Source organism: Pseudomonas brenneri (assembly GCF_007858285.1).
In the GTDB taxonomy this organism is placed as follows: Bacteria; Pseudomonadota; Gammaproteobacteria; order Pseudomonadales; family Pseudomonadaceae; genus Aquipseudomonas; species Aquipseudomonas brenneri.
Genome location: NZ_VFIL01000010.1, coordinates 24066 through 47705, shown reverse-complemented (window position 1 = coordinate 47705; position 23640 = coordinate 24066). Strand labels below are relative to the sequence as shown.

Below are 23640 nucleotides of genomic sequence, written 5' to 3'. Positions count from 1 at the left end.
CTGGGGCGGATGAGATCGGGGCTTTTACCTCACCCCGCCGCACGGTGCAGTTTTTTCACCCGGTACATATCACCATCGGCATGGCTGAGCAGGGTGTCGGCGTCTTCGCCATCGGCGGGGTACAACGCTACGCCGATGCTGCATGACGGCATGGTTACCCCGCCAAATTCAGCACCCAGGGGGGCGGCCATGACAGCAAGGATCTGTTGCACTTTTTCGGTCACGGCGTCTTCTGACTGCAGGTCTGTCAGCAGCACGGTAAATTCATCACCACCCATGCGCGCGACGGTGTCGGTTTCGCGCACGCAACCTTCCAGGCGCCGGGCAATTTCACACAGTACGCGGTCGCCGGCGGCATGCCCGTAACCGTCGTTGATACCTTTGAAGTCGTTGAGGTCGAGGAACAGCAACGCCAGGCTGCTGCTGTGGCGGCGTGCCCGATGCAGGGCCGAGTCCAGGCGATCGCTGAACAGCGAGCGGTTGGTCAGGGCGGTCAGCGGGTCGTGATGGGCGAGGAAGCGCAGTTCTGTCTCGGCCTGGGTGAGGGCCGTTATGTCCCGTGCCACGCCGATCCGCGCGCCGACGTCCTCGGACCAGAAAGCTGCCCACAGGATATGCACCACCCCACCATCCTTGCGGATGTAGCGGTTGCGAAAGTCCACATGGGGCTGGCCGTTCATCACCCGGATAATCGAGGCCCGGGTGGCCGCCAGGTCTTCAGGGTGCATGTAGTCGGTGATCAGGGTTCCGGTCAGCTCTTCGGGTCGATAACCGAGCAGCGTCTCGCAGGCATCACTGACAAATGCAATCTGGTTGTCCCGGTCGACCACGAAAACCGTGTCCAGCATCAGGTGGATCAGTTTGGGATACAGCGCTTGTAGGTCGACGTGCATAGGTCAGGGCGGTCCGGGTCAAAAACGCCCTGATCATATCCCGATCACGCTGGGGGACGGCGAGGAATCTCGTCGGATTACGTGCGATCGACCCATACCGTTTGCGCGTTGCAGAACTCTCGCACGCCGAAGTGCGACAACTCACGGCCAAACCCACTCTTTTTCACCCCGCCAAACGCCACCCGAGGGTCGGACACGCTGTAGGCGTTGATAAAGATGCCGCCGGTTTCCAGTTGGTTGGCGATGCGGCGTGCCTTTTGCGGGTCGGCGGTGAAGAGGCTGGCGGTGAGGCCGAATTCGCTGTCGTTGGCCAGGGCCACGGCGTGTTCGGCGTCGCGCGCGGTGATGATCGAGGCCACGGGGCCGAACAGTTCCTGTTTGAACGAGGTCATCTGGTCGGTGACGTTGGCCAGGACGGTGGGTGCGTAGTAGTTGCCCGCGCCTTCGATGGGGTGGCCGCCGAGCAGCAGGGTGGCGCCTTCGTCGAGGGTCGCCCGGACCTGGCCGTGCAGCTCGTCGCGCAAGTCGAAACGGGCCATGGGGCCGATGTACGTGTCGCTTGAGGTCGGGTCGCCCATCACCAGTTGACGGCTGGCGTCGAGGAACTTGGCGGTGAAGGCTTCGACCACGCCTTGCTCGATGATCAGGCGCTTGGCGGCGGCGCAGACCTGGCCGGAGTTCTGGAAGCGTCCGATCACGGCAGCTTGCACGGCGGCATCGAGGTCGGCGTCGTTGAGCACGATGAACGGGTCGGAGCCGCCCAGTTCGAGCACACACTTTTTCAGCGCGGCGCCGGCCTGGGAGCCGATGGCGATGCCGGCGCGCACGCTGCCGGTGAGGGTCACGGCGGCGATGCGTGGGTCAGCGATGGCTTGGGATACGCCGTCGGCGGTCACGTTGATCACTTCGAACAGGCCCTCGGCGAAACCGGCTTTGTCGAAGGCCTGTTTCATCAGGTACGCACTGCCCATCACATTGGGCGCGTGTTTGAGTACGTAGGTGTTGCCGCTGAGCATGGTCGGTACGGCGCCGCGCAGCACTTGCCAGACCGGGAAGTTCCACGGCATCACGGCGAGGATCGGGCCCAGTGGACGGTATTCGATCTGGGCGTGGCCGTTGTCTACCAGCGTCGGTTCCGGGGTGAGCATGGCCGGGCCGTGGGCGGCGTACCACTCGGCCAGCAAGGCGCATTTTTCGATTTCGCCACGGGCCTGGGCGATGGGCTTGCCCATTTCCAGGGTGATCATTTGCGCCATCGTTTCGGCTTGTTCGCGCAGGGCGCTGGCCAGGGCCGGGAGTAGTTCGGCGCGTTGTGCCACGGGGGTGTTGCGGCCGCTGCGAAAGGCGCTGCTGGCGCGGGTGAGGGCGGCGTCCAGTTGTGCGGCGGATTGGTACGGGTAGCTGGCCACGGTTTCGCCAGTGGCGGGGTTGATCGACAAGGCATGGGTCTGATGAGTAATGGCGTTCATGGCACCGTCCTGCGCAGTATTTGGGAAGGTGCCCAGCGTACGGCGCTGTACCTTTTCCGGGAACTGAATAATATTAAGCAATACGTTCACGTTTGGAGAATGATTTGGACCTGGTGCAGTTGGAGATTTTCAAGGCTGTGGCCGAGCAAGGCAGCATCAGTGCGGCCGCGCAGTTGATTCATCGAGTGCCGTCGAACCTGACCACGCGCATCAAGCAACTGGAGCAGGACCTGGGCGTCGAGCTGTTTATCCGTGAGAAAAGTCGACTGCGCCTGTCGCCTGCCGGCTGGAATTTCCTCGGCTATGCGCGGCGTATTCTCGACCTGGTGCAAGAGGCCCGCGCCACCGTGGCGGGGGAGGAGCCCCAGGGGCCGTTTGCCCTGGGCTCGCTGGAAAGCACCGCGGCTGTGCGTATCCCGGCGTTGCTTGCGGCGTATAACCAGAAACACGCCAAGGTGGAGCTGGACCTGACCACCGGGCCATCGGGGACGATGATCGAAGGTGTGCTGTCGGGACGCCTAGCGGCGGCGTTTGTCGATGGCCCGGTGCTGCACCCGACCCTGGAAGGGGTCGCGGTGTTTGAGGAAGAAATGGTGGTGATCGCGCCGCTGCACCACGCGCCGATCACCCGTGGCCAGGATGTGAACGGGGAGAGCATCTATACCTTTCGCTCCAACTGCTCATATCGGCACCACTTTGAGCGCTGGTTTTCCCAGGATGCATCGGTGCCCGGCAAGATTTTCGAGATGGAGTCGTACCACGGCATGCTCGCCTGCGTCAGTGCCGGCGCGGGGTTGGCGTTGATGCCACGCAGCATGCTGGAGAGCATGCCGGGGTTTACCACGGTGAGCGTGTGGCCACTGGCGGATGAGTTCCGCCTGCTCGACACCTGGCTGATCTGGCGGCGAGGGACGGTGTCGCAGAGCCTGGACAGTTTTGTGCGGTTGCTCGAAGAGCGGGGGACACTGTAGGAGTGATCCCGCCCACCTTTGTTCTGTGTCAGCCGCCAAATTGCAGGGTGCCCATCGCCAGTTTGGCCATCAGCGCCGTGGCGCCCAGTTGCACCAGCCACAAGGCCAGGCCGCCGAGGAACACGCCCAGGGCCACTTGCAGGACCAGGCTTTTTTGCCGCTTGGCTTGAGGCGTGCGCGGGGTGAAGTGGTCCAGTTCGTCGCGGTCGGCACGCAGGTCCAGGTCGTCGTTTCTCATAAAAGTCTCATCGCAAAGGGCAGTCGTGCTTCAGTCTAGGGGGCTTGCCTTGCCAGCGCTGAGCTTTTTGTAGGAGCGAGCTTGCTCGCGAAGAGCGTGAGGGCGCCGCGCTCCTTCAGGGGGCTCGCGTTATTGTTGAGGTTTTTCGTCGGAACGCCGCCCGGAGACAAGCTCGCTCCTACAGGGGCAAGGCACAAAAAAGGGGAAGCCATTGGCTTCCCCCTTCGTACTACGCGATCAGGCTTACAGCACCTGCACAATCGCCTTGGTCACTGCACCGATGTTCGCCTGGTTCAACGCCGCCACGCAGATGCGGCCGGTGTCCAGGGCGTAGATGCCGAACTCGCTGCGCAGGCGGGTGACTTGTTCTACGGTCAGGCCGGAGTAGGAGAACATCCCACGCTGGCGACCGACGAAGCTGAAGTCGTGGCCTGGGGCAGCCTTGGCCAGTTCGTTGACCATCTGCTCGCGCATGCCACGGATGCGCAGGCGCATTTGTGCCAGTTCGGCTTCCCACTGGGCGCGCAGTTCCGGGCTGTTGAGCACCGCCGCTACAATCGCTGCGCCGTGGGTCGGCGGGTTGGAGTAGTTGGTGCGGATCACGCGCTTGACCTGGGACAGGATGCGCGCGCTTTCTTCTTTCGATTCGCTGACGATGGACAACGCGCCGACGCGTTCGCCGTACAGCGAGAACGATTTGGAGAACGAGCTGGACACAAAGAAGGTCAGGCCCGATTCGGCGAACAGGCGCACCGCAGCGGCGTCTTCGTCGATACCGTCGCCAAAGCCCTGGTAGGCCATGTCGAGGAACGGCACCAGGTTCTTGGCCTTGACCACTTCCAGCACGTCTTTCCAGTCGGCTGGGCTCAGGTCGACGCCAGTCGGGTTGTGGCAGCAGGCGTGCAGCACGACGATGGACTGGGCGGGCAGGGCGTTGAGGTCTTCCAGCAGGCCGGCACGGTTCACGTCGTGGGTGGCGGCGTCGTAATAGCGGTAGGTCTGCACCGGGAAACCGGCACTTTCAAACAGGGCACGGTGGTTTTCCCAGCTTGGGTCGCTGATGGCGACGACGGCGTTGGGCAGCAGTTGCTTGAGGAAGTCGGCGCCGATTTTCAAAGCGCCGGTGCCGCCGACCGCTTGGGCGGTGATCACGCGGCCAGCGCTGAGCAGCGGCGAGTCGGTGCCGAACAGCAGCTTTTGCACGGCCTGGTCGTAGGCGGCGATGCCATCAATCGGCAAGTAGCCACGGGCGGCGTGTTGCGCCACACGAATGGCTTCCGCTTCGGCAACGGCACGCAGGAGCGGAATTTTCCCCTCCTCGTTGCAGTAAACGCCCACGCCAAGGTTGACCTTGGTAGTTCGGGTATCGGCGTTGAATGCTTCGTTGAGGCCCAGGATAGGATCGCGTGGTGCCATTTCGACAGCGGAGAACAGGCTCATTTTTGCGGCAGCTCTATGGGGGAATGGAGGGACGTGTCGCGCTCCAGCCGAATGCACTAGAGCGGTGCACAAACGGGGAGCTAGTATAGAGGCCAACACCGCTCGCGGCGACAGCCGAAACGGCTTTTCGGCCAAGTTTTTCGGTTTATTTATCGACCGTTAGTCTTATTGCAACATTGATGGTCACAGGCATGTAGGACGATTGCCTTGAAACCCATCACATTCACCTCCACTTCTACAGTTATCATGGTTTCTTCCTACGGCTCGCTCTGGAATTTTGCGGGCGGTGGTCTTTTTCGTTCCCGACGGGTTTACAGTCCGGGGTGACTTCAAGAGGTACGTTATGTCGGATTTCCAACTAGTCACCCGCTTTGAACCTGCTGGCGACCAGCCCGAGGCCATCCGCCTGATGGTCGAAGGCATCGAGGCCGGCCTGGCGCACCAGACGCTGCTCGGGGTGACCGGTTCAGGCAAGACCTTCAGCATTGCCAATGTGATCGCACAGATCAATCGCCCGACCCTGGTGCTGGCACCGAACAAGACCCTGGCCGCGCAGTTGTACGGTGAGTTCAAGGCGTTCTTCCCGAACAATGCGGTGGAGTACTTCGTTTCCTACTACGACTACTACCAGCCCGAAGCCTATGTGCCGTCCTCCGATACGTTTATCGAGAAGGATGCGTCGATCAACGACCATATCGAGCAGATGCGTCTCTCGGCGACCAAGGCGTTGCTGGAGCGCAAGGACGCGATCATCGTCACCACGGTCTCGTGCATCTACGGCCTGGGCAGCCCGGAAACCTATTTGAAGATGGTGCTGCACGTCGATCGCGGCGACAAACTCGACCAGCGCGCCTTGCTGCGCCGCCTGGCGGATTTGCAATACACCCGCAACGACATGGACTTTGCCCGCGCGACCTTCCGGGTGCGTGGCGATGTGATCGATATTTATCCGGCGGAATCGGACCTGGAAGCGATTCGTATCGAGCTGTTCGATGATGAGGTGGAGAGCCTGTCGGCCTTCGATCCGTTGACCGGCGAAGTGATCCGCAAGCTGCCGCGTTTCACCTTCTATCCAAAAAGTCACTATGTGACGCCGCGCGAGACCCTTTTGGATGCCATGGAAGGGATCAAGGTCGAGCTGGCCGAGCGCCTCGAATACCTGCGTTCCAATAACAAGCTGGTGGAAGCCCAGCGCCTGGAGCAGCGCACGCGCTTTGACCTGGAGATGATCCTGGAGCTGGGTTACTGCAACGGCATCGAAAACTATTCGCGCTACCTGTCGGGCCGTGAGTCCGGCGCACCGCCGCCGACGCTCTACGACTACCTGCCGGCAGACGCCTTGTTGGTGATCGACGAATCCCACGTCAGCGTGCCGCAAGTCGGCGCCATGTATAAAGGCGACCGCTCGCGCAAGGAAACCCTGGTGGAATACGGCTTCCGCCTGCCTTCGGCGCTGGATAACCGGCCGATGCGCTTTGACGAGTGGGAAAGCATCAGCCCGCAGACCATCTTTGTATCCGCCACGCCGGGCAACTACGAGGCCGAGCATGCTGGGCGGGTGATCGAGCAACTGGTGCGCCCCACCGGCCTGGTTGACCCGCAGATCGAAATCCGCCCGGCGCTGACCCAGGTCGACGACCTGCTGTCGGAAATCACCAAACGCGTGGCGCTCGAAGAGCGGGTGCTGGTCACCACGCTGACCAAGCGCATGTCCGAAGACCTGACCGATTACCTGGCCGACCACGGCGTGCGGGTGCGTTACCTACACTCGGACATTGACACGGTGGAGCGTGTGGAAATCATCCGTGACCTGCGCCTGGGTACCTTTGATGTGCTGGTGGGGATCAACCTGCTGCGTGAAGGCCTGGACATGCCCGAGGTGTCGCTGGTGGCGATTCTCGATGCCGACAAGGAAGGTTTCCTACGCTCCGAGCGCTCGCTGATCCAGACCATCGGCCGTGCCGCGCGTAACCTCAATGGCCGCGCGATTCTGTACGCCGACCGCATCACCGGCTCCATGGAGCGGGCCATCGGTGAGACCGAGCGTCGCCGCGACAAGCAGATTGCGTTCAACCTGGCCAATGGCATCACCCCTAAAGGTGTGTTCAAGGACGTGGCCGACATCATGGAAGGCGCCACCGTGCCCGGCTCGCGCAGCAAGAAGCGCAAAGGCATGGCCAAGGCGGCCGAAGAAAGCGCCAAGTACGAAAACGAATTGCGCTCACCGAGCGAAATCACCAAGCGCATTCGCCAGTTGGAAGAGAAGATGTACCAGTTGGCGCGCGATCTTGAGTTTGAAGCGGCGGCGCAGATGCGTGATGAGATTGGCAAGTTGCGCGCGCGGTTGCTGACTGTCTGATGTGTGCTGACTGTTGGGGCCTCATCGCAGGCAAGCCCGCTCCCACATTTGAATGTATTCACACATCCGAATATGGGAGCGGGCTTGCCTGCGATGGCGGCGCCTCGGTCTAATGGGCTTCCCCAGCCTTGAGCCCCGCCGGCAACGCCTTGGTCAAAAAGATCGCCAGCATACTCACCGCCAACGCCAACCCGACAAAGTGAAACGCATCGTTATAGGCCATGATCTGCGCCTGCTGATGCGCAATCTCGCTGAGCTTGGCCAGTGCCGCCGTTTCATTGCCAAATGTCTGCGTCAGCGTTGCCATGCGCTCGGCTACTTGCGGGTTGGTCGGCACAATCGCCTCGCGCAAGTAATCAAAGTAGGTCTTGGTCCGCGCATCCAGCAGGGTTGCCAGCAGCGCAATGCCGATGGCACCGCCCAGGTTGCGCAAGATGTTGAACAGGCTCGACGCCGAGCCCGCGTCCTGGGGCAGGATGTACGCCGTGGCGATCAACGAAATGGTGACCATGATCAGCGGCTGGCCAAGGGCTCGGATGATCTGGATCTGGTTGAACTGGCTGCCGGCAAAGTCCGGATTGAGTACGCCCGAGGAAAAACTCGCAAAGCCAAACAGGCCAAATCCCACCGCGCAAAGCCATTTCGGTGACACGTACTTCATCAATTTCGGCACCAGTGGGATCAGGAACAGCTGCGGCACGCCCATCCACATGATCACTTCGCCGATTTGCAGGGCGTTGTAGTTCTGGATCTGCGCCAGGTACAGCGGCAGCAGGTAGATCGAGCCATACAGCCCCACGCCCATGCCCAGGCTGGAAATACTCGACAGGCCGAAGTTGCGGTTGGCCAGGATCCCGAGGTTGATCAGCGGGTTGGGCTTGGACAACTGCACGATGACAAAGGTAATCAGGCTCAACAGCGCGATGCTGCCCAGGCTGACAATCAGGCTCGACTCCAGCCAGTCCTTGCGATGCCCTTCTTCAAGAAACACCTGCAGACAACCGAGGCCCACGGCCAGGGTCAGGATGCCCATGTAGTCGGTGCTTTTGAGTAGCTCCCAGTGCGCGGCCTTTTTCTCCAGGCCGTAGAGCAGGCCGGCGATCATCAACAGGCCTGGCGGTACGTTGATATAGAAGATGTATTCCCAGCCCCAGTTCTCCGTGAGCCAGCCGCCAATGGTCGGGCCAATGGAGGGGGCGAAGGTGGCCGTCATGGCGAACATTGCCATGCCCTTGGCGCGGTGGTGTTCGGGGAGTTTGATCAGGGTCAGGGTAAAGGCCAGAGGGATCAGGGCGCCGCCGGTGAAGCCTTGCAGGGCGCGGAACACAATCATGCTTTCCAGGCTCCAGGCCATGGAGCACATCAGCGAGGCGATCAGGAAACCCACCGAGACCCACACCGCCAGGCGCCGTGCCGATAGCAACTGCACCAGCCAGGCGGTGAGGGGGATCATGATGATTTCGGCGACAAGGTAGGAGGTGGAAATCCATGAGCCTTCTTCCAGGGTGGCCGACAGTGCGCCCTGGATATCTTTGAGCGAGGAGTTGGTGATCTGGATGTCGAGCACCGCCATAAAGGCGCCGAGCATCACGCTCATCACCGCGATCCAGTCGCGCCGGGTCGGTTCGCCGACGGGGCGCAGCAGTTGATCACCGGCCATGGTCAGGGTCTTGGATCTTTACTTTGACGGTGACCGACATGCCGGGGCGGATTTTGCCCTGCAGCGGGTTGTCGGCGGCAAACGTGAGTTTTACCGGGATCCGTTGTACGACTTTGGTGAAGTTGCCGGTGGCATTGTCTGGCGGTAACAGGCTGAACTGCGCGCCGGAGGCCGCGAACAGGCTGTCGACCCGGGCCTCGATGGGCGTGTCGCCGTAGGCGTCGAAGGTCAGTTCGGCCGACTGCCCGGGGGCCATATGGCCGATCTGGGTTTCCTTGAAGTTGGCCTGGATCCAGATGTCCTGGTCGGGAACGATGGACAGCAGGTAGGCGCCGGCCTGCACATATTGGCCATTGCGCGCGGCGCGCTGGCCGATCAGGCCGCTGATGGGTGCGTGGATTTCGCTGCGGGTCAGGTTCAACTCGGCTTGGGCCAGGTCAGCGCGGGCATTGGCGATCTGCGCGTCGAGACGCTTGATCTCGGCGTTCAGGGCGCTGACCTGCTGGCGCTGGCCTTGCAGGTCGGCCTGGGCCTTGGCCACTTGGGAGCGGGCGATATGGCTGTCGGCGGACAGGGTGGTGACGCGTTCTTCCGAGACGTAGCCGGGTTTGCGCAGGGTTTGCGCGCGGGACAAGTCGATCTGCGCGCGGCCCAGGGTCGCCTGGCTGGACGACACCTGGGCATCGGCGGCGGCGATCAGGCTGGCCTGCTGGGTCAGCTTGCTCGTGGCCTGCAAACGTTCGGCCTCACGGGTGGCAAGGGTCGCGTTGGCGCGGTCGATGGCCAGCAAGAAGTCGTCCTGTTCCAGGATGACCAGCAACTGGCCCTTTTCCACATGCTCGTTGTCGCCCACCTTGACCTCGGCGATACGTGCGCCGAGCTGGCTGGAGATCCGCGTTATCTCGCCCTGCACGTAGGCGTTGTCGGTGCTTTCATAGAAGCGCCCCTTGAAGAACCAGTGGGCAAAGAAACCCGCGGCGATCAGGGCGACGATAAACAGGAAGATAAACAGGCGGCGTTTGAGTTGGGCAGGCATGGCGGCGCAGTGTCAGTTACAAAAGGTAATGGAATATAGCCAGCTAACGATCTGGCAAATAGCTATGTCGTGGTTGCAGCCCCAACCTTGGCTTATATGCCCTTTGTTGATCGGCCCACGCTGGAGCCGGGGGGCTTGGGGCTGTTACCATTCGCCCCTTGTTTTATTTTCAGCTTTATTGCCCATTCGAGACCCGCCATGACCACCGTCCGCACGCGCATCGCGCCATCGCCTACTGGGGATCCCCACGTCGGTACTGCCTACATCGCCTTGTTCAACTACTGCTTTGCCAAGCAGCATGGCGGCGAATTCATCCTGCGGATCGAAGACACGGACCAGGTACGTTCGACCCGTGAGTCGGAACAGCAGATTTTCGATGCCCTGCGCTGGTTGGGCATTACCTGGGCTGAAGGCCCGGATGTGGGCGGCCCGCACGGCCCCTATCGCCAGAGCGAGCGCAGCGACATCTACAAGAAGTACACCCAGCAACTGGTCGACATGGGTCATGCCTTCCCGTGCTTCTGCACTGCCGAAGAACTGGACCAGATGCGCGCCGAGCAACAGGCCCGTGGCGAAACCCCACGCTACGACGGCCGCGCGCTGCTGCTGTCCAAAGAAGAAGTGGCCCAGCGCCTGGCTGCCGGCGAGCCTCACGTCATCCGTATGAAAGTGCCGAGCGAAGGCGTGTGCGTGGTGCCGGACATGCTGCGTGGCGACGTGGAGATCCCGTGGGATCGCATGGACATGCAAGTGCTGATGAAGACCGATGGCCTGCCGACGTACTTCCTGGCCAACGTGGTCGATGATCACCTGATGGGCATCACCCACGTGCTGCGCGGCGAAGAATGGCTGCCGTCGGCACCGAAACTGATCCTGCTCTACGAGTACTTCGGCTGGGAACAGCCGCAGCTGTGCTACATGCCGCTGCTGCGTAACCCGGACAAGAGCAAGCTGTCCAAGCGCAAGAACCCGACTTCGGTGACGTTCTACGAGCGCATGGGCTTTATGCCTGAAGCGATGCTCAACTACCTGGGCCGCATGGGCTGGTCGATGCCGGACGAGCGCGAGAAGTTCTCGTTGCAGGAAATGGTCGATAACTTCGACCTCTCGCGCGTGTCGCTGGGCGGGCCGATCTTCGATATCGAGAAGCTGTCGTGGCTCAACGGCCAATGGCTGCGTGACCTGCCGGTGCAAGAGTTTGCCAGCCGTGTGCAGCAGTGGGCGTTGAACCCCGAGTACATGATGAAGATCGCGCCGCTGGTGCAGGGCAGGGTGGAGACGTTCAGCCAGGTCGCCCCGCTGGCCAGCTTCTTCTTTGCCGGTGGCGTGAGCCCGGATGCCAAGCTGTTCGAGTCCAAGAAACTCTCGGGTGACCAGGTTCGCCAGTTGATGCAGTTGATCCTGTGGAAGCTCGAAAGCCTGCGCCAGTGGGAGAAGGATGCAATCACCGCGACCATCCAGGCCGTGGTCGAATCCCTGGAATTGAAGCTGCGCGATGCCATGCCGCTGATGTTTGCCGCCATTACCGGGCAAGCCAGTTCAGTGTCGGTACTGGATGCGATGGAAATCCTTGGCCCTGACCTGACCCGTTTCCGTCTGCGCCAAGCCCTTGATTTGCTTGGTGGTGTGTCGAAGAAAGAAAACAAGGAATGGGAAAAGCTGCTGGGCGCGATCGCTTAAACAGCCTGTTGCAGCGACGAAACCCCGGTTTTCTGGGGTTTCGTCGGTAAGTGATTGTTATCCCGGCAAAAAACTTTGGAAATTGTTGAAAATAAATTTGACACGTTTCCAAACCGCCATTAAGATTTGCCCCGTCCTCACCGATGAGGGGCTATAGCTCAGCTGGGAGAGCGCTTGCATGGCATGCAAGAGGTCAACGGTTCGATCCCGTTTAGCTCCACCAATTTACAGGTTCAAGGTCTGGCCACACCGTCCTTGAATCGATCAGTTCTCAGCGCTGATCAGTTGTACAGAAGGTTTTGTCCCCTTCGTCTAGTGGCCTAGGACACCGCCCTTTCACGGCGGTAACAGGGGTTCGAGTCCCCTAGGGGACGCCAGTTTCAACAAGCAGCTCGAAAGGTCTGCTGCGCCGCGAGGCGAAAAATCCGGGGCTATAGCTCAGCTGGGAGAGCGCTTGCATGGCATGCAAGAGGTCAACGGTTCGATCCCGTTTAGCTCCACCAATTTACAGGTTCAAGGTCTGGCCACACCGTCCTTGAATCGATCAGTTCTCAGCACTGATCAGTTGTATAGAAGGTTTGTGTCCCCTTCGTCTAGTGGCCTAGGACACCGCCCTTTCACGGCGGTAACAGGGGTTCGAGTCCCCTAGGGGACGCCACGATTACCCGCTCTGCGGGATTTTTAAGGGTCATTCAATTATTGAATGGCCCTTTTGTTTGTCTGGCGTTTGGGTTTTCTCCCTCCCTCTTCAAAAAACTTCTTCTGACCAACGGTCGAATTCACCGCTTGCTAAAAAGTATTATGAAGATAATATTTTAACCGTAATATTCGGAGGCCGTCATGAGCGATAAAAAAGCGCAAACCCGTGAACGTATTCTGCAGGCCGCCAGTTCCGCGCTGATCCAGCGTGGCCCGGCCGAACCGAGTGTGGGTGAAGTCATGGGGGCCGCGGGGCTGACCGTGGGTGGCTTCTACGCCCACTTTGAAAGCAAGGACGCCTTGATGCTGGAGGCGTTCGAGCAGCTATTGGCGCGGCGTCGGGCGTCTATCGACGACATGGATCCCAGCCTGACAGGCGAAGAGCGGCGCGCCCTGGTGGCGGCGTTCTACTTGTCGCGCAAGCACCGTGATTCTACCGCCCAGGCCTGCCCGATCCCGGCCACGGTCGGCGAGATGAGCCGCTTGCCGGATGAGTTTCGCGAGGTGCTCAACCAGCACGTCGAACTGATGGCTGCGCAACTGGCCGCCAGCCCGGAAGACACCGACAAGGCCCTGGCCGACATGGCCTTGATGATTGGTGGCCTGGCCTTGGCTCGGGCCTTGGGGCCTGGCGAATTGTCGGATCGTGTATTGCGCGCCTCCAAGTCGGCAGTGCGCTGAACAAGGCTCATGAGCCTGGGGAGTGAATGGATGAGCACCTTGAGCTGGATTCGTCGCGTCAATGGCACCTTGGGCAGGTTGGCGCCGCAGACCATTGCCAATCAGATGCGTCGCGCCTTCATGACGCCGCGGGACTTGCCGCCGAGGGATTGGGAGTTGCCGCTGCTGGCGCAGGCCGAGCGCATTACCTTGCGCTTTGGCCTGTCGGCCCTGCGCTGGGGCCAGGGCCCGACGGTGCTGATGATGCATGGCTGGGAAGGGCGTCCGACCCAGTTCGCCAGCCTGATCGATGCACTGGTGGGCGCGGGTTACTCGGTGATAGCCCTCGACGGTCCGGCCCATGGTCGTTCGCCGGGCCGCGAAGCCCATGTGGTGCTGTTTGCCCGGGCGATGCTGGAAGCTGCCGCTGAGTTGCCACCCTTGCACGCGGTGGTTGGCCACTCCATGGGTGGCGCCAGTGCGATGCTGGCCATCCAGCTGGGCCTGCGCACCAATGCGCTGGTGAGCATTGCTGCCCCTTCACGCTTGCTGGATGTATTGCGCGGCTTTGCTGGCGTAGTCGGCATGCCGGAGCGGGCGCGTGCGGCGTTTATCCAGGAGGTCGAGTATTCCCTGGGCATTCCGCTCAAGCACCTGGATGTGGCTCATTATCAAATGAATATCCCCGGGCTGATCGTGCATGCCGAAGACGATACCTTCGTCCCGGTCAAAGCTTCGCAGATGATTCACGAGGCCTGGTTCGACAGCCGCCTGTTGCGCCTGGAGCAGGGTGGGCACCAGAAGGTCCTGGCCGACCCGCGAGTGGTCGAAGGCGTGCTGGCGCTGCTGGCTGGCTGTCGTGAGCCGGCGCGGCAAACCGCTTGAGTGCAACGATGGGTTACACTGCTCCCCGCCGACACTAATCGACCGGGAGCAGGGCATGGGCTGGGACTTGGCAAAGCCGTTTATCATTGATCTGCAGGTGGCCCCTGAGGACATCGATGGCCTGGGGCATGCCAACAATGCTGTCTATGTGTCGTGGCTGGAGCGTTGCGCCTGGCGCCATTCCCAGCGCCTGGGCCTGGACCTCACCGAGTACCGGCGCCTGGACCGGGCCATGGCAGTGGTGCGCCACGAAATCGATTACCTGGCGGCCGGCTACGAAGGCGATGAGCTGCAACTGGCAACCTGGATCGTCGATTGGGACCAGCGCCTGAAAATGACCCGGCACTTCCAACTGATGCGCCCCAGCGATGGCACCACCTTGTTGCGTGCGCAAACCACCTTTGTCTGTATCGAACTCTCCAGCGGTAAGCCCAAGCGCATGCCGGCGGAGTTTATCGAGGGCTATGGCGTGGCGCTTACGGCATTGTCCATGTAGGAGCGAGCTTGCTCGCGAAGAGCGTGAGTACGCCACGGGTATCAGGTTCCCCGCGTTATCGTTGGCGTTCATCGCGAGCAAGCTCGCTCCTACAGGGGACGGTAGGGTTAACGGTTGCTGTGGGAAACCCAGTAAACTGCGCCACGTTTTTCGTTGAGTGTTTTCCATGCAAATTGCTTTGGCGCCCATGGAGGGGTTGGTCGACAACATCCTGCGGGACGTGCTGACCCAGGTGGGCGGTATCGATTGGTGTGTGACCGAATTTATCCGGGTCAACGACCGCCTGCTGACCCCTGCCTATTTCCACAAGCTTGCTCCTGAACTGTTGCACGGTGCCAAGACCGCTGCGGGCGTGCCGTTGCGCGTGCAGTTGCTGGGCTCCGACCCCGTGTGCCTGGCGGAAAACGCCGCGCTGGCCTGTGAGCTGGGTTCTGAAGTGATTGACCTGAACTTCGGCTGCCCGGCCAAGACCGTCAACAAGTCCCGCGGTGGCGCGGTGCTGCTCAAAGAGCCGGAACTGCTCAACCAGATCGTCGAACACGTGCGCCGCGCTGTGCCAGCGCATATCCCGGTGACCGCCAAGATGCGCCTGGGCTTCGACAGCCCGGACGGCGCGCTGGTGTGCGCCACGGCCCTGGCCGAAGGCGGTGCAGCGCACATTGTGGTGCATGCACGGACCAAGGCTGATGGCTACAAGCCGCCAGCCCATTGGGAGTGGATCCCGCGTGTGCAGGACGTGGTCAAGGTGCCGGTGTTCGCCAACGGCGATATCTGGAGTGTTGATGACTGGCGGCGCTGCCGGGAAATCAGCGGTGTCGAAGACATCATGCTCGGTCGCGGCCTGGTTGCACGGCCCGACCTGGCCCGGCAAATCGCGGCCGCGCGGGCTGGCGAAGAAGTGGTCGAGATGACTTGGGAGCAGATGCAGCCCATGCTCCAGGAGTTCTGGACGCAATCGGTGGCGCAGTTGACTGAGCGCCAGGCGCCTGGCCGACTGAAGCAATGGCTGGCCATGTTGACGCGTAATTACCCGCAAGCCGTTGAGCTGTTCACAGCCTTGCGGCGTGAAACCGATCTGGAGCAAGTCAGCCGCTTGCTGGGGATGCCCCATCCGCAAGCGGTCTGAAAGTTTCTTGAAAATGTCTCTTGAAATGCAATCAGCGGGCCTTATCTAGGGATTACACGATGCCGAATTCGGGTCGTGGAGATAAAAAACCTTGCTGATATTTCAGGAGATTTGACCATGAGTACCGCATTTTCCCTGGCGCCGCTGTTCCGCTCTTCCGTGGGTTTCGATCGTTTCAACGACCTGTTCGAGACCGCACTGCGCAATGAGCCTGGCAGCAGTTACCCTCCCTATAACGTCGAGAAGCACGGCGAAGACCACTATCGCATTGTCATTGCGGCCGCTGGTTTCCAGGAAGACGATCTGGAATTGCAGGTGGAGAAAGGCGTCTTGACCGTCAGTGGCGGCAAGCGCGACACCAAGACCGAGAGCGTCACCTATCTGCATCAAGGCATTGCCCAGCGGGCTTTCAAATTGTCGTTCCGCCTGGCGGACCATATTGAGATCAAGGCCGCTGACCTGAATAACGGGTTACTGAGTGTCGATCTATTGCGAGTTGTGCCGGAAGAAGCGAAAGCCAAACGCATCCCGATCAATGGGGTGCAGAAGCCGGCTCTGCAACACTGAGTGCATGTTTTTAAAATTGTCATCACTTTGAAAAAGGGCGCCTCTGGCGCCCTTTTTTTGTTTAAGGCACTGAGGGAAACGTAGGTGGTTTAACGGGTGGCAGTGATAGTTATGACTAGTTGAGGCATGGTGTTTTATTTTTTTGTACTAGCAGGTATGTGTAACTTGTTTTTGTTTTTATGCAGAATTGGATGTTGTAGAGGAGGTTTTGTTTTTAGGTTTTTCCGGGAGTAACAACTGTATTGTTTGCGCGGGAGATATCATGAGGCGTGTCGCAAGGGGGCAAGCAATGATGACGTTTTTTTTCATTAAGGCAGTTTATTAATGGGTGTGACGTTATTTCTTTCAAGGAAAGGCCTGGAGAACCGGTGTTCTGTAGAAGTCCATAGGTAAAAATCCGAAGTTTTCTATTGGTGTCCTTATGTTTTTGACGATTTCTGGAACTCGAACGATTTTTGCCCCACGAAACCAGTGACTTTGATTCGGTTGCTGCCGCTTCAGGTCGTAAGTAAATAGTGTTCGTTCTGGGTATTTGAATACCCTGGTGCTGTTCTGAGAAGAGGAATGACTAATGTCTTATCTATCTGTTAATAATCCTCCGAGCGTTAATCTCGGTAATCGTCAAGTTGATCTGCCTGCACCGATACCTACTCCACTTGGTGGTAGTGATGCGAGTAAGTTACTTGGCCATAACCCGAAAGTTTTTCCCGAGCAAATCCGGAATGTTGAGGTCGGGCGGGACAGCGCAACCGTTGGTACGGATGCTCTTTCAAAACTGCTTGATATGTTTGAGCTTCTATTCAAGGCCATGCGAGATGTTTTGTCTGGCAAAACAAAATCGCCTGACGCCCAGCCCGCTGCTGATAAGCCTTCTGAGACCAGGCCGCTACCAGGGAGCAACCCGGTGATTGGGGGCAAGGACGCCAAGGTGCAGCTTGAGGCAGACAAGCAACCCGAGAAGAAACCGGACGCCGAAGGCAAGCCAGCGATCCCGGGCAAGGACGCCAAGGTGCAGGTTGAGGCAGACAAGCAACCCGAGAAGAAACCGGACGCCGAAGGCAAACCTGTGGTCCCGGGCCAAGACGCCAAGGTGCAGATTGAGCCTGGCAAGCAACCGGTGGTGATACCGGAGATCAGGATTCTGCCAAGGGTTCCGGGCAAGGATTTGAACGTGTTGTCTGACACTGCTGTTCGGGTGAATGTTGATGTCCATGTGAACAATTGCCACTGTCCTGCACCCCTTCGGCCAGCGGTTCCAGGGGGTGATGTAAGTGTGATGTCTGATACGCAGCCCAAGCCTGCGGTGGTACCTGGGACAGAAGGACGAGTGAGGCCGAGTTTGGAGTCCAAGCCTGCGGTGGTACCTGGTACCGACGCTCAAGTTAAGCCTGATGTAGTTCCTCCGCTTGTCCCGGGTGTGGTACCCGATAAGCCCGTGCCGGATACCGATTTGACTTCTCCCGGTCCTGAGTGTGGTCCTGGTGAGATGAGTTGGACTCGGAATTTTTATCGCCGTCGATAGTCCTTCTCTCGATTTCGTAAACGTCAACTTAAGAGATTAAATTCAATCATTTGCTTCTCCGGCCAGTTGCCGGTCGGAGAGGCCATTTGTGTGGGAGAAAATTATGTCTGTTTTAAGCGTTAATAGAGCTTCTAACGTCATGTGTGATTGTTCAGCAGGGTATGGGATGGTTTTTGGCCAAATAGCTGAGCTCCCCTTGATACGCGCGGCAGGTGTAAATGGATTGCCCTGTAATCCCTCTGTAAATAATAACTTGGCTGAGGTGAATAACTCGATAAAGAATCAGGATGCGGATGTTAATAACATTGTTGCAATGCTCAAATCTTTTTTAAGTCAGATTTCGACCCTATTAGCTGGGTGGAAAGAGAACAAGCCAGTCACTGTGGATGTTGTACCTGATTCTGTTAGTCCTAAGGTCAATCCTACGCCGGTGGTACCCAAGCCAGAGACGAGTCCAGCGCATATTTCTGAGTTGTCGAACAAGCGCAATGGTGCAAAGGCTGACGATATCTGGGGTGGCTTTCGACAGGGGCCTGATGGGAATTGTGTGACCGTCTCGGCGATCAAGGCCGCAATGCATAAATTTGGGCAAAGCCCTACCGATATTTATAAAAGTGTCAGTGAGACTGCGCGCGGGTATGACGTCACGATGCGAGATGGCTTTAACTTGACGTTGACCAAGCCGGAGTTGGCGCAGGCGTCAGCAGGCGCGCGGTTTGTTGGAAGAGATAGAGGGATGCTCAAGGATGCTCAATTCCTATTTGCCGTCAGTTGCAAACGCGCACAGATTGAAAATAACGATGGCAAGGCGGCTAGAAGTTTTAGTGCGGCAATACAGACTCTCAATAATGGTGAGGATGAGTGGGGGGGCGGAGAGGGATTTCTACGTCTGGGGTTGAAAAAGCACATGAAAAAGGTCCCTGTCAGTACGTTGGCAAATGGGCAAGTAGGTATGGTTAATCGGGCTCGTCATTCCGTTGCGATAATTGATGGGAAAGAGGAGTTGTGGGGGAGTAAAGGAAAAGCGCCAAGGTATGGGGATGCAGTGGCGTTGATTGGTTGATTGAGGTTTATTTGTATCTTTGATGGTTGCTATAAGTTTGTAAGGTATAACTATAAAAGTGTGTGTTGTTATCCTGCGCAGGTTTTTTGCTCGCTGTGTTTGTCGGTTTTTAATGTCGGTGGGTCGTCATTTTTTAAATGATGCCTTTGTTGGCGTGTTTTTTAATATTTTAATAGTCGAGGTGTTGTCATGAATGTGGATATGCGTTATCGGTCACTTTTTGAAGGTTACAGGTCGAGTCATGAACCAACCAATAGTTTTTCTCCAGACGCCCTCGTAACGACACGTGGCGAGAAACCCACGGATATCCTGAATGCATTTACAGCGACCAGGCGTGGATTTGGTGAGTGTTTTGACAATAGTACGCATGCCGCGGTTATCAAGTTGATGATGATGACATTTGGTCAAAGTCCACACGGTATGTTCGATGAGGTCAAAGCATCGGGGGATGGGTATGACATTACGATGAAGGATGAATTCAAGGTTCATGTGTCTCATGAGGAGTTAAAGCAGGTTGCAAAGGCTTCGCGATTTTCCGGTAATGACAGTTCGGCCATAATGGATGCCAACTTTGTGCTCGCAGTTTTTACCAAGCGCAAACAAATTTTAGGGGAACAGGGCAGTTTCGAAAAAGTCTTGTTGAAGACGCTTGAAGGTGAGACGACGCAAAATTGCCTGCGGGGCATGGGGGTGATGGGCCTTGCCCAATTTGTGCCTGCAACTGATATGGCCGCTAGTGGTGCGCTGGGGGTCGTGGAGACGCATAATTTTGGCTCGGCTTTTGTTATGGATAATGCCCAGCACAGTTATGGTGAAAAAAAGAGCGTTGATAAACGTTACGGTTATATGTTGTTCAATGATAAGAAAATATCTGATGCAGTGCCTGGGGCGCTCGATAAAAATATTCTGCATTTATCAAGTGTGCCGCTGGGTGTCAGGCCTGCGGATATATGGGGCGGCTTTTACCAGGGCGTAGAAGGCAACTGTGTCACCGTATCGGCGATCAAGGCGGCGATGGTGAGATTTGGGCAAAGTCCGGAAAGTATCTATAAGAAAATTTCCGCCACCGCTGACGGTTATGAAGTCGTTATGAGAGATTCTTTCAAATTGAATGTGACTCACGACGAGTTGAAAAAAGCCCGGCTGGCTTCCAACTTCAAGGGCTCTGATCAGGCGCTGCTGGAGGATGCCAACTTCTTGTACGCCGTGAGTGCCAAGCGGGCACAGCTAGAGAACAACGATGGACGTGGGAACCAGAGTTATGAGGTCGCCATGGAAACGCTGAACGACGGTGAATATCCGGGGTCGGCGCTGCGCAGACTTGGACTGTCTGCCTATGTCCGCGAAAGTACGATTAAGGAGTTGCTAGGGGGAGCCATTGGTACTCTGGCCAACTCCCGGCACTCAGTGGTGGTCATTGACGGGATGTTGGACGTGTATGGGCAAAAGTGCAGCCTGGCCCCGCTGGACTGGCAGGGTTACTTCCAGCGAGCGTTGAAATTGGTGTGATGCTGGGTGCCAGGGCCGAGGATTATCCGGCGATCTTCACGTTTGCGTCCTTGATCTCAATAGCTGCATAAACGCCTCCAGGGGCAATGGTCGGCTGTGAAAGTAACCTTGATACAGATGGCAACCCAACCCTTGCAGGAACGCCAATTGCTCGGATGTTTCCACGCCTTCGGCAATCACCTCAAGGTTGAGGCTGCGCGCCATGGCCACGATAGCGCGGATGATCTCCGCGTCGTTCGGGTCGTGGGTGGCGTCCCGCACAAATGACTGATCGATCTTCAAGGCATCTACCGGCAGGCGCTTGAGGTAGGTCAATGACGAGTAACCGGTGCCGAAATCGTCCATGGCAAAGCTGACCCCGAGTTTTTTCAGGCGGCGCATTTTGCTGATCGTGTCTTCCAGGTTCTGGATCACGATGCCTTCGGTGATTTCCAGTTTCAGCAGGGTGAACGGCAACTGGTGCTGCTTCAGGCTGCGCTCCACCCGTTCGACAAAGTCGTTCTGGCGAAACTGCCGGGGGCTGATATTGACGCATAGGCTAAAGCCCTGCGGCGGCACCAGGCTTTCGGCGATCAGCCGGGCAAACGCGCCGCAGGCTTCGTCGAGGATCCAGGTACCGACTTCGAGAATCAACCCACTGTCTTCCAGGACCTTGATGAACTCTGCCGGTGATTGGGCGCCCAGTTGTGGGTGCTGCCAGCGCACCAGTGCCTCGGCGCCGACAATGCGATTGCCCCGGGCATCGACCTGGGGCTGGTAATGCACGCTGAACTCGCCGCGCGACAACGCCAGGCGCAGGTCCGTCTCCATGCGCAAGCGTTCGCTGGCCGTGCGTTGCATGCTGTTATGAAACATCTGCGTGGTGTTGCGCCCCGAATCCTTGGCCCGATACAGGGCTATATCCGCGCGCTTGAGCAAGTCCGCCGGCGTCGAGCCATGATCGGGAATCAACGCCACGCCGATGCTCGGAGTGACCTGCAAGCGATGGCCATCGAGAAACATCGGTTCGGACAGCAATTCGCGCAGGGTATCGGACAGCAGTTGCACCTGTTTGCTGACCTCCACCCGCGAACCTTCCAGGCCGCTGAGCAGCACCACGAACTCATCGCCGCCCAGGCGTGCGACGGTGTCCTCCATACGCACGCTGGCCTCCAGGCGTGCGGTGACGATTTTCAGCACGGTATCGCCCACCGGGTGCCCGAGGGAATCGTTGATGTGCTTGAAGTGGTCCAGGTCGAGGAACAACAGGGCACCGCGCAGGCTGTGGCGTTTGAGCAGGGCGATCTGCTGGCTCAGGCGGTCCATCAGCAATGCGCGGTTGGGCAGGTTGGTCAGTGGATCGTGATACGCCAGGTGACGGATCTGCGCCTGGGCACTTTTCAGCAGGCTGACATCCCGCGCGGTCAGCAGCAGGCACGGCATTTCATTGAGGGTAATGGGTTCCACCGACACTTCCACTGCCAGCAACTCGCCGCGCTTGTTGTGCCAGAGCATGTCCAGGTGATGGATGCGGCCCTTGATCTGCAATTCGGCCAGCAGCGCGGCACGCTGGTTTTCATCGGCCCAGATGCCGATCTGGTACAGCGTCAGGCCAATGGCCTCTTCGGCGCGGTAGCCGGTCAAGCGACAAAAACCGTCATTGACCTCCACGTAGCGCCCGGTATCGCGCTCGGTAATGGACACCGCGTCGGGGCTTGAGTGGAAGGCCTTGGCGAATTTCTCCTCGCTGGCCTTGAGCGCTGCCTCGGAACGCTGTTGCTGGGTAATATCGCGCAGGGTGGTGACCACACAGGGCTGGTTGTCGACCTTGATCAGCCGGCTGGAAATCATGCAGGTCAGGCGCTGGCCATTTTTGTGGTGGACGATGATCGCCACATTGTTCAGTGCTTGTTCGCGGATCACCTGCTCGATGCGTTGCAGGCGCTGGGTGGGTTCATCCCACAGGTCGATTTGCTCGGCGGTGTGGTTGATGGCTTCGGCGGCGGTCCAGCCAAAGGTCTGGGTAAAACTGGGGTTGATTTCAATGAATTCGCCGCTGGAAAGGCTCGTGACGCAGATCGGGTCGGGGCTGGCGAGGAACAGACTGGCGAACTTCTCTTCAGAGGCGCTCAGGCGCTGTTCGCGTTCCACCTGGTCGGTGATGTCGAGCAAGGTGCCCGCCATGCGCACCGGTGCGCCCTGCTCGTCACGGTAGAGGCGGGCGCGGCTTTCCAGGTAGCGCGAGCTGCCATCTTCCAGTTGCACGCGGTACGTCAGTTGGTAATTGCCGGCCGGGCCTTCACGCAGGGTGCGATAGGCGTCGCGCATGCTGGCGCGCTCTTCATCGGGCATACCTTCAAAAAAAGCGTCGAAGGACTCATGGAACGGATGCGGTTCCAGGCCATGCAACTGCGCCGCCCGGGCTGAGCCATAGAGCATGCCGCTGGGGATATGCCAGTCCCAGGTGCCCAACTGGGCCGAGTCCAGGGCCAGGTCCAGGCGTTCCTGGCTGTCCTTGAGGGCCTGCTCGGCATTCTTGCGCTCAGTGGTGTCGAGGAAGGTACTGATCAGGTAGGCCTGGCCGTCGAGTTCGACTTTTTGCGCGCTCAGGGTACCGTCATGGATTTGCCCGTTGCTGGCGCGAAACTGCACTTCCATGGTGATGGGTTCGCCCTTGCGCTGGGTCGCCTTGACCAGCAAGGCCCGTTGCTCCGGATGCACCCACAGCCCCAGGTCCAGGGTGGTGCGACCAATGGCATCGGCCACCGGCCAGCCGAACAGGCTTTCAAAATACTCGTTGGCCTCACTGATCAGGCCGTCCTCCTGGCGAGTCAGCAGGACCATGTTCGGGCACAGGTGAAACAGTGTGGCGAAGCGTTTTTCCGAGTGGCCGAGGGCATGTTCGCGCTCGCGCTGCTGGGTGGTTTCGCGAATCACCCCGATCATGCGGCGGCGCCCGGATGCGTCCGGCAACAGGCTGCCGTTGATTTCCAGCCAGTGCAGGCTGCCATCCGGCCACTGGATGCGGTGATGCATGGCTTGCTCGAAGGGGGCTCCCGCCAGGACGGCGTGAAATGCCCGTATCACACGGCCACGGTCCTCGGCGGCCAACAGCTCAAGGTAGTCCAGGTCCTTGGGCAGCGGCTGGCGTGGATCGAAACCGAACAGCGCCTGGGTGCCCCGCGACCAACTGATCCGCCCACTGTCGATGTCCCAGCTCCAGGCGCCCAGCCGTGCGGCATTGAGCGCCGCCAACAGTTGCGGGGCATTTTCCCAGTTTTGCTCCGCCTGCTGGGGATCCAGGGCGTGGATGCGTGGCAGCGGCGGAAAGGGATCGACGGGGTTGGGCATTATCAAGGGGCCTTGGCTCGATGGGCATTCGGCGGGG

General features: G+C 59.0%; 18 protein-coding genes and 4 tRNA genes. 15 read left to right on the top strand and 7 right to left on the bottom strand.

Annotation, left to right across the window (positions count from 1 at the left end; all coding sequences use genetic code 11):
• Positions 1-29: 29 nt before the first annotated feature.
• The gene (locus FJD34_RS28725; RefSeq protein WP_090290748.1) at positions 30-893 is read right to left on the bottom strand and encodes a GGDEF domain-containing protein; all 864 of its coding nucleotides are present in this window, start codon (positions 891-893) and stop codon (positions 30-32) included.
• Between the two features lie 77 nt (positions 894-970).
• Positions 971-2362 carry an aldehyde dehydrogenase family protein gene (locus FJD34_RS21055; protein WP_090290749.1) on the bottom strand — a complete coding sequence of 464 codons (1392 nt, stop codon included), beginning with the start codon at positions 2360-2362 and terminating at the stop codon, positions 971-973.
• Positions 2363-2466: 104 nt separating this feature from the next.
• Between FJD34_RS21055 and ptrR the strand changes: the two genes are divergently transcribed.
• Positions 2467-3333, top strand: a complete 867-nt coding sequence (gene ptrR / locus FJD34_RS21050) for a putrescine utilization regulator PtrR (RefSeq protein WP_065942640.1) — start codon at positions 2467-2469, stop codon at positions 3331-3333.
• Positions 3334-3361: 28 nt separating this feature from the next.
• Here the strand turns inward: ptrR and FJD34_RS21045 are convergent, their stop codons facing one another.
• Both FJD34_RS21045 and FJD34_RS21040 read right to left on the bottom strand, forming a co-directional pair.
• Entirely contained in the window at positions 3362-3571 is a 210-nt protein-coding gene (locus FJD34_RS21045) for a hypothetical protein (RefSeq protein ID WP_029294097.1), read from the bottom strand.
• A gap of 243 nt (positions 3572-3814) precedes the next feature.
• Complete coding sequence (locus FJD34_RS21040; RefSeq protein WP_032859434.1) at positions 3815-5011, bottom strand: amino acid aminotransferase; 1197 nt, start codon at positions 5009-5011, stop codon at positions 3815-3817.
• A 343-nt stretch (positions 5012-5354) separates the two neighbouring features.
• Between FJD34_RS21040 and uvrB the strand changes: the two genes are divergently transcribed.
• Positions 5355-7370 carry an excinuclease ABC subunit UvrB gene (uvrB, locus tag FJD34_RS21035; protein ID WP_032859436.1) on the top strand — a complete coding sequence of 672 codons (2016 nt, stop codon included), beginning with the start codon at positions 5355-5357 and terminating at the stop codon, positions 7368-7370.
• A 109-nt stretch (positions 7371-7479) separates the two neighbouring features.
• Here uvrB and FJD34_RS21030 read toward each other — a convergent pair whose 3' ends face one another.
• On the bottom strand, positions 7480-9030 hold the full coding sequence (locus FJD34_RS21030; RefSeq protein ID WP_029294103.1) for an MDR family MFS transporter: 1551 nt from the start codon (positions 9028-9030) through the stop codon (positions 7480-7482).
• Positions 9020-10066 (bottom strand): HlyD family secretion protein, encoded by a 1047-nt coding sequence (locus FJD34_RS21025; protein WP_032859438.1) that lies wholly within the window; start codon positions 10064-10066, stop codon positions 9020-9022. Before FJD34_RS21025 ends, FJD34_RS21030 begins: the two co-directional genes overlap by 11 nt.
• Before the next feature lie 198 nt (positions 10067-10264).
• On the opposite strand from FJD34_RS21025, the gene gltX reads away from it, so the two are divergent.
• From gltX to FJD34_RS20960, 13 genes are all read left to right on the top strand, one after another.
• Complete coding sequence (gltX, locus tag FJD34_RS21020; RefSeq protein ID WP_032859440.1) at positions 10265-11746, top strand: glutamate--tRNA ligase; 1482 nt, start codon at positions 10265-10267, stop codon at positions 11744-11746.
• Positions 11747-11893: 147 nt separating this feature from the next.
• Positions 11894-11969 (top strand) — tRNA-Ala (locus tag FJD34_RS21015).
• Positions 11970-12047: 78 nt separating this feature from the next.
• Positions 12048-12123 (top strand) — tRNA-Glu (locus FJD34_RS21010).
• A gap of 50 nt (positions 12124-12173) precedes the next feature.
• Positions 12174-12249, top strand: a tRNA-Ala gene (locus FJD34_RS21005).
• A 79-nt stretch (positions 12250-12328) separates the two neighbouring features.
• A tRNA-Glu gene (locus tag FJD34_RS21000) sits at positions 12329-12404 on the top strand.
• 182 nt (positions 12405-12586) lie between these two features.
• Positions 12587-13126, top strand: coding sequence for a TetR/AcrR family transcriptional regulator (locus FJD34_RS20995; protein ID WP_032859442.1), 540 nt, complete (start codon positions 12587-12589; stop codon positions 13124-13126).
• A gap of 30 nt (positions 13127-13156) precedes the next feature.
• On the top strand, positions 13157-13990 hold the full coding sequence (locus FJD34_RS20990) for an alpha/beta hydrolase (RefSeq protein ID WP_032859445.1): 834 nt from the start codon (positions 13157-13159) through the stop codon (positions 13988-13990).
• 55 nt (positions 13991-14045) lie between these two features.
• The gene (locus tag FJD34_RS20985) at positions 14046-14486 is read left to right on the top strand and encodes an acyl-CoA thioesterase (RefSeq protein ID WP_032859447.1); all 441 of its coding nucleotides are present in this window, start codon (positions 14046-14048) and stop codon (positions 14484-14486) included.
• Positions 14487-14652: 166 nt separating this feature from the next.
• Positions 14653-15612 carry a tRNA dihydrouridine synthase gene (locus tag FJD34_RS20980; protein ID WP_032859448.1) on the top strand — a complete coding sequence of 320 codons (960 nt, stop codon included), beginning with the start codon at positions 14653-14655 and terminating at the stop codon, positions 15610-15612.
• 117 nt (positions 15613-15729) lie between these two features.
• Positions 15730-16179 (top strand): Hsp20 family protein, encoded by a 450-nt coding sequence (locus FJD34_RS20975; RefSeq protein ID WP_032859450.1) that lies wholly within the window; start codon positions 15730-15732, stop codon positions 16177-16179.
• A gap of 571 nt (positions 16180-16750) precedes the next feature.
• On the top strand, positions 16751-17701 hold the full coding sequence (locus FJD34_RS20970; protein ID WP_146552269.1) for an MPN domain-containing protein: 951 nt from the start codon (positions 16751-16753) through the stop codon (positions 17699-17701).
• A gap of 103 nt (positions 17702-17804) precedes the next feature.
• The gene (locus tag FJD34_RS20965; RefSeq protein WP_223232737.1) at positions 17805-18764 is read left to right on the top strand and encodes a hypothetical protein; all 960 of its coding nucleotides are present in this window, start codon (positions 17805-17807) and stop codon (positions 18762-18764) included.
• 189 nt (positions 18765-18953) lie between these two features.
• Entirely contained in the window at positions 18954-20273 is a 1320-nt protein-coding gene (locus FJD34_RS20960) for a hypothetical protein (protein ID WP_032859454.1), read from the top strand.
• Between the two features lie 36 nt (positions 20274-20309).
• Here the strand turns inward: FJD34_RS20960 and FJD34_RS20955 are convergent, their stop codons facing one another.
• Positions 20310-23603 carry an EAL domain-containing protein gene (locus FJD34_RS20955; RefSeq protein ID WP_090290751.1) on the bottom strand — a complete coding sequence of 1098 codons (3294 nt, stop codon included), beginning with the start codon at positions 23601-23603 and terminating at the stop codon, positions 20310-20312.
• Positions 23604-23640: the final 37 nt, after the last annotated feature.

Coding starts and splice junctions, on each gene's coding strand:
- FJD34_RS20965 (WP_223232737.1), top strand. CDS start 17,805: ATGTCTGTTTTAAGCGTTAATAGAGCTTCTAACGTCATGTGTGATTGT.
- FJD34_RS21040 (WP_032859434.1), bottom strand. CDS start 5,011: ATGAGCCTGTTCTCCGCTGTCGAAATGGCACCACGCGATCCTATCCTG.
- FJD34_RS20985 (WP_032859447.1), top strand. CDS start 14,046: ATGGGCTGGGACTTGGCAAAGCCGTTTATCATTGATCTGCAGGTGGCC.
- FJD34_RS21030 (WP_029294103.1), bottom strand. CDS start 9,030: ATGGCCGGTGATCAACTGCTGCGCCCCGTCGGCGAACCGACCCGGCGC.
- FJD34_RS20990 (WP_032859445.1), top strand. CDS start 13,157: ATGAGCACCTTGAGCTGGATTCGTCGCGTCAATGGCACCTTGGGCAGG.
- FJD34_RS20980 (WP_032859448.1), top strand. CDS start 14,653: ATGCAAATTGCTTTGGCGCCCATGGAGGGGTTGGTCGACAACATCCTG.
- FJD34_RS20975 (WP_032859450.1), top strand. CDS start 15,730: ATGAGTACCGCATTTTCCCTGGCGCCGCTGTTCCGCTCTTCCGTGGGT.
- FJD34_RS20955 (WP_090290751.1), bottom strand. CDS start 23,603: ATGCCCAACCCCGTCGATCCCTTTCCGCCGCTGCCACGCATCCACGCC.
- FJD34_RS20960 (WP_032859454.1), top strand. CDS start 18,954: ATGAATGTGGATATGCGTTATCGGTCACTTTTTGAAGGTTACAGGTCG.
- FJD34_RS21045 (WP_029294097.1), bottom strand. CDS start 3,571: ATGAGAAACGACGACCTGGACCTGCGTGCCGACCGCGACGAACTGGAC.
- FJD34_RS28725 (WP_090290748.1), bottom strand. CDS start 893: ATGCACGTCGACCTACAAGCGCTGTATCCCAAACTGATCCACCTGATG.
- FJD34_RS20995 (WP_032859442.1), top strand. CDS start 12,587: ATGAGCGATAAAAAAGCGCAAACCCGTGAACGTATTCTGCAGGCCGCC.
- gltX (WP_032859440.1), top strand. CDS start 10,265: ATGACCACCGTCCGCACGCGCATCGCGCCATCGCCTACTGGGGATCCC.
- FJD34_RS20970 (WP_146552269.1), top strand. CDS start 16,751: ATGTCTTATCTATCTGTTAATAATCCTCCGAGCGTTAATCTCGGTAAT.
- FJD34_RS21025 (WP_032859438.1), bottom strand. CDS start 10,066: ATGCCTGCCCAACTCAAACGCCGCCTGTTTATCTTCCTGTTTATCGTC.
- FJD34_RS21055 (WP_090290749.1), bottom strand. CDS start 2,362: ATGAACGCCATTACTCATCAGACCCATGCCTTGTCGATCAACCCCGCC.
- uvrB (WP_032859436.1), top strand. CDS start 5,355: ATGTCGGATTTCCAACTAGTCACCCGCTTTGAACCTGCTGGCGACCAG.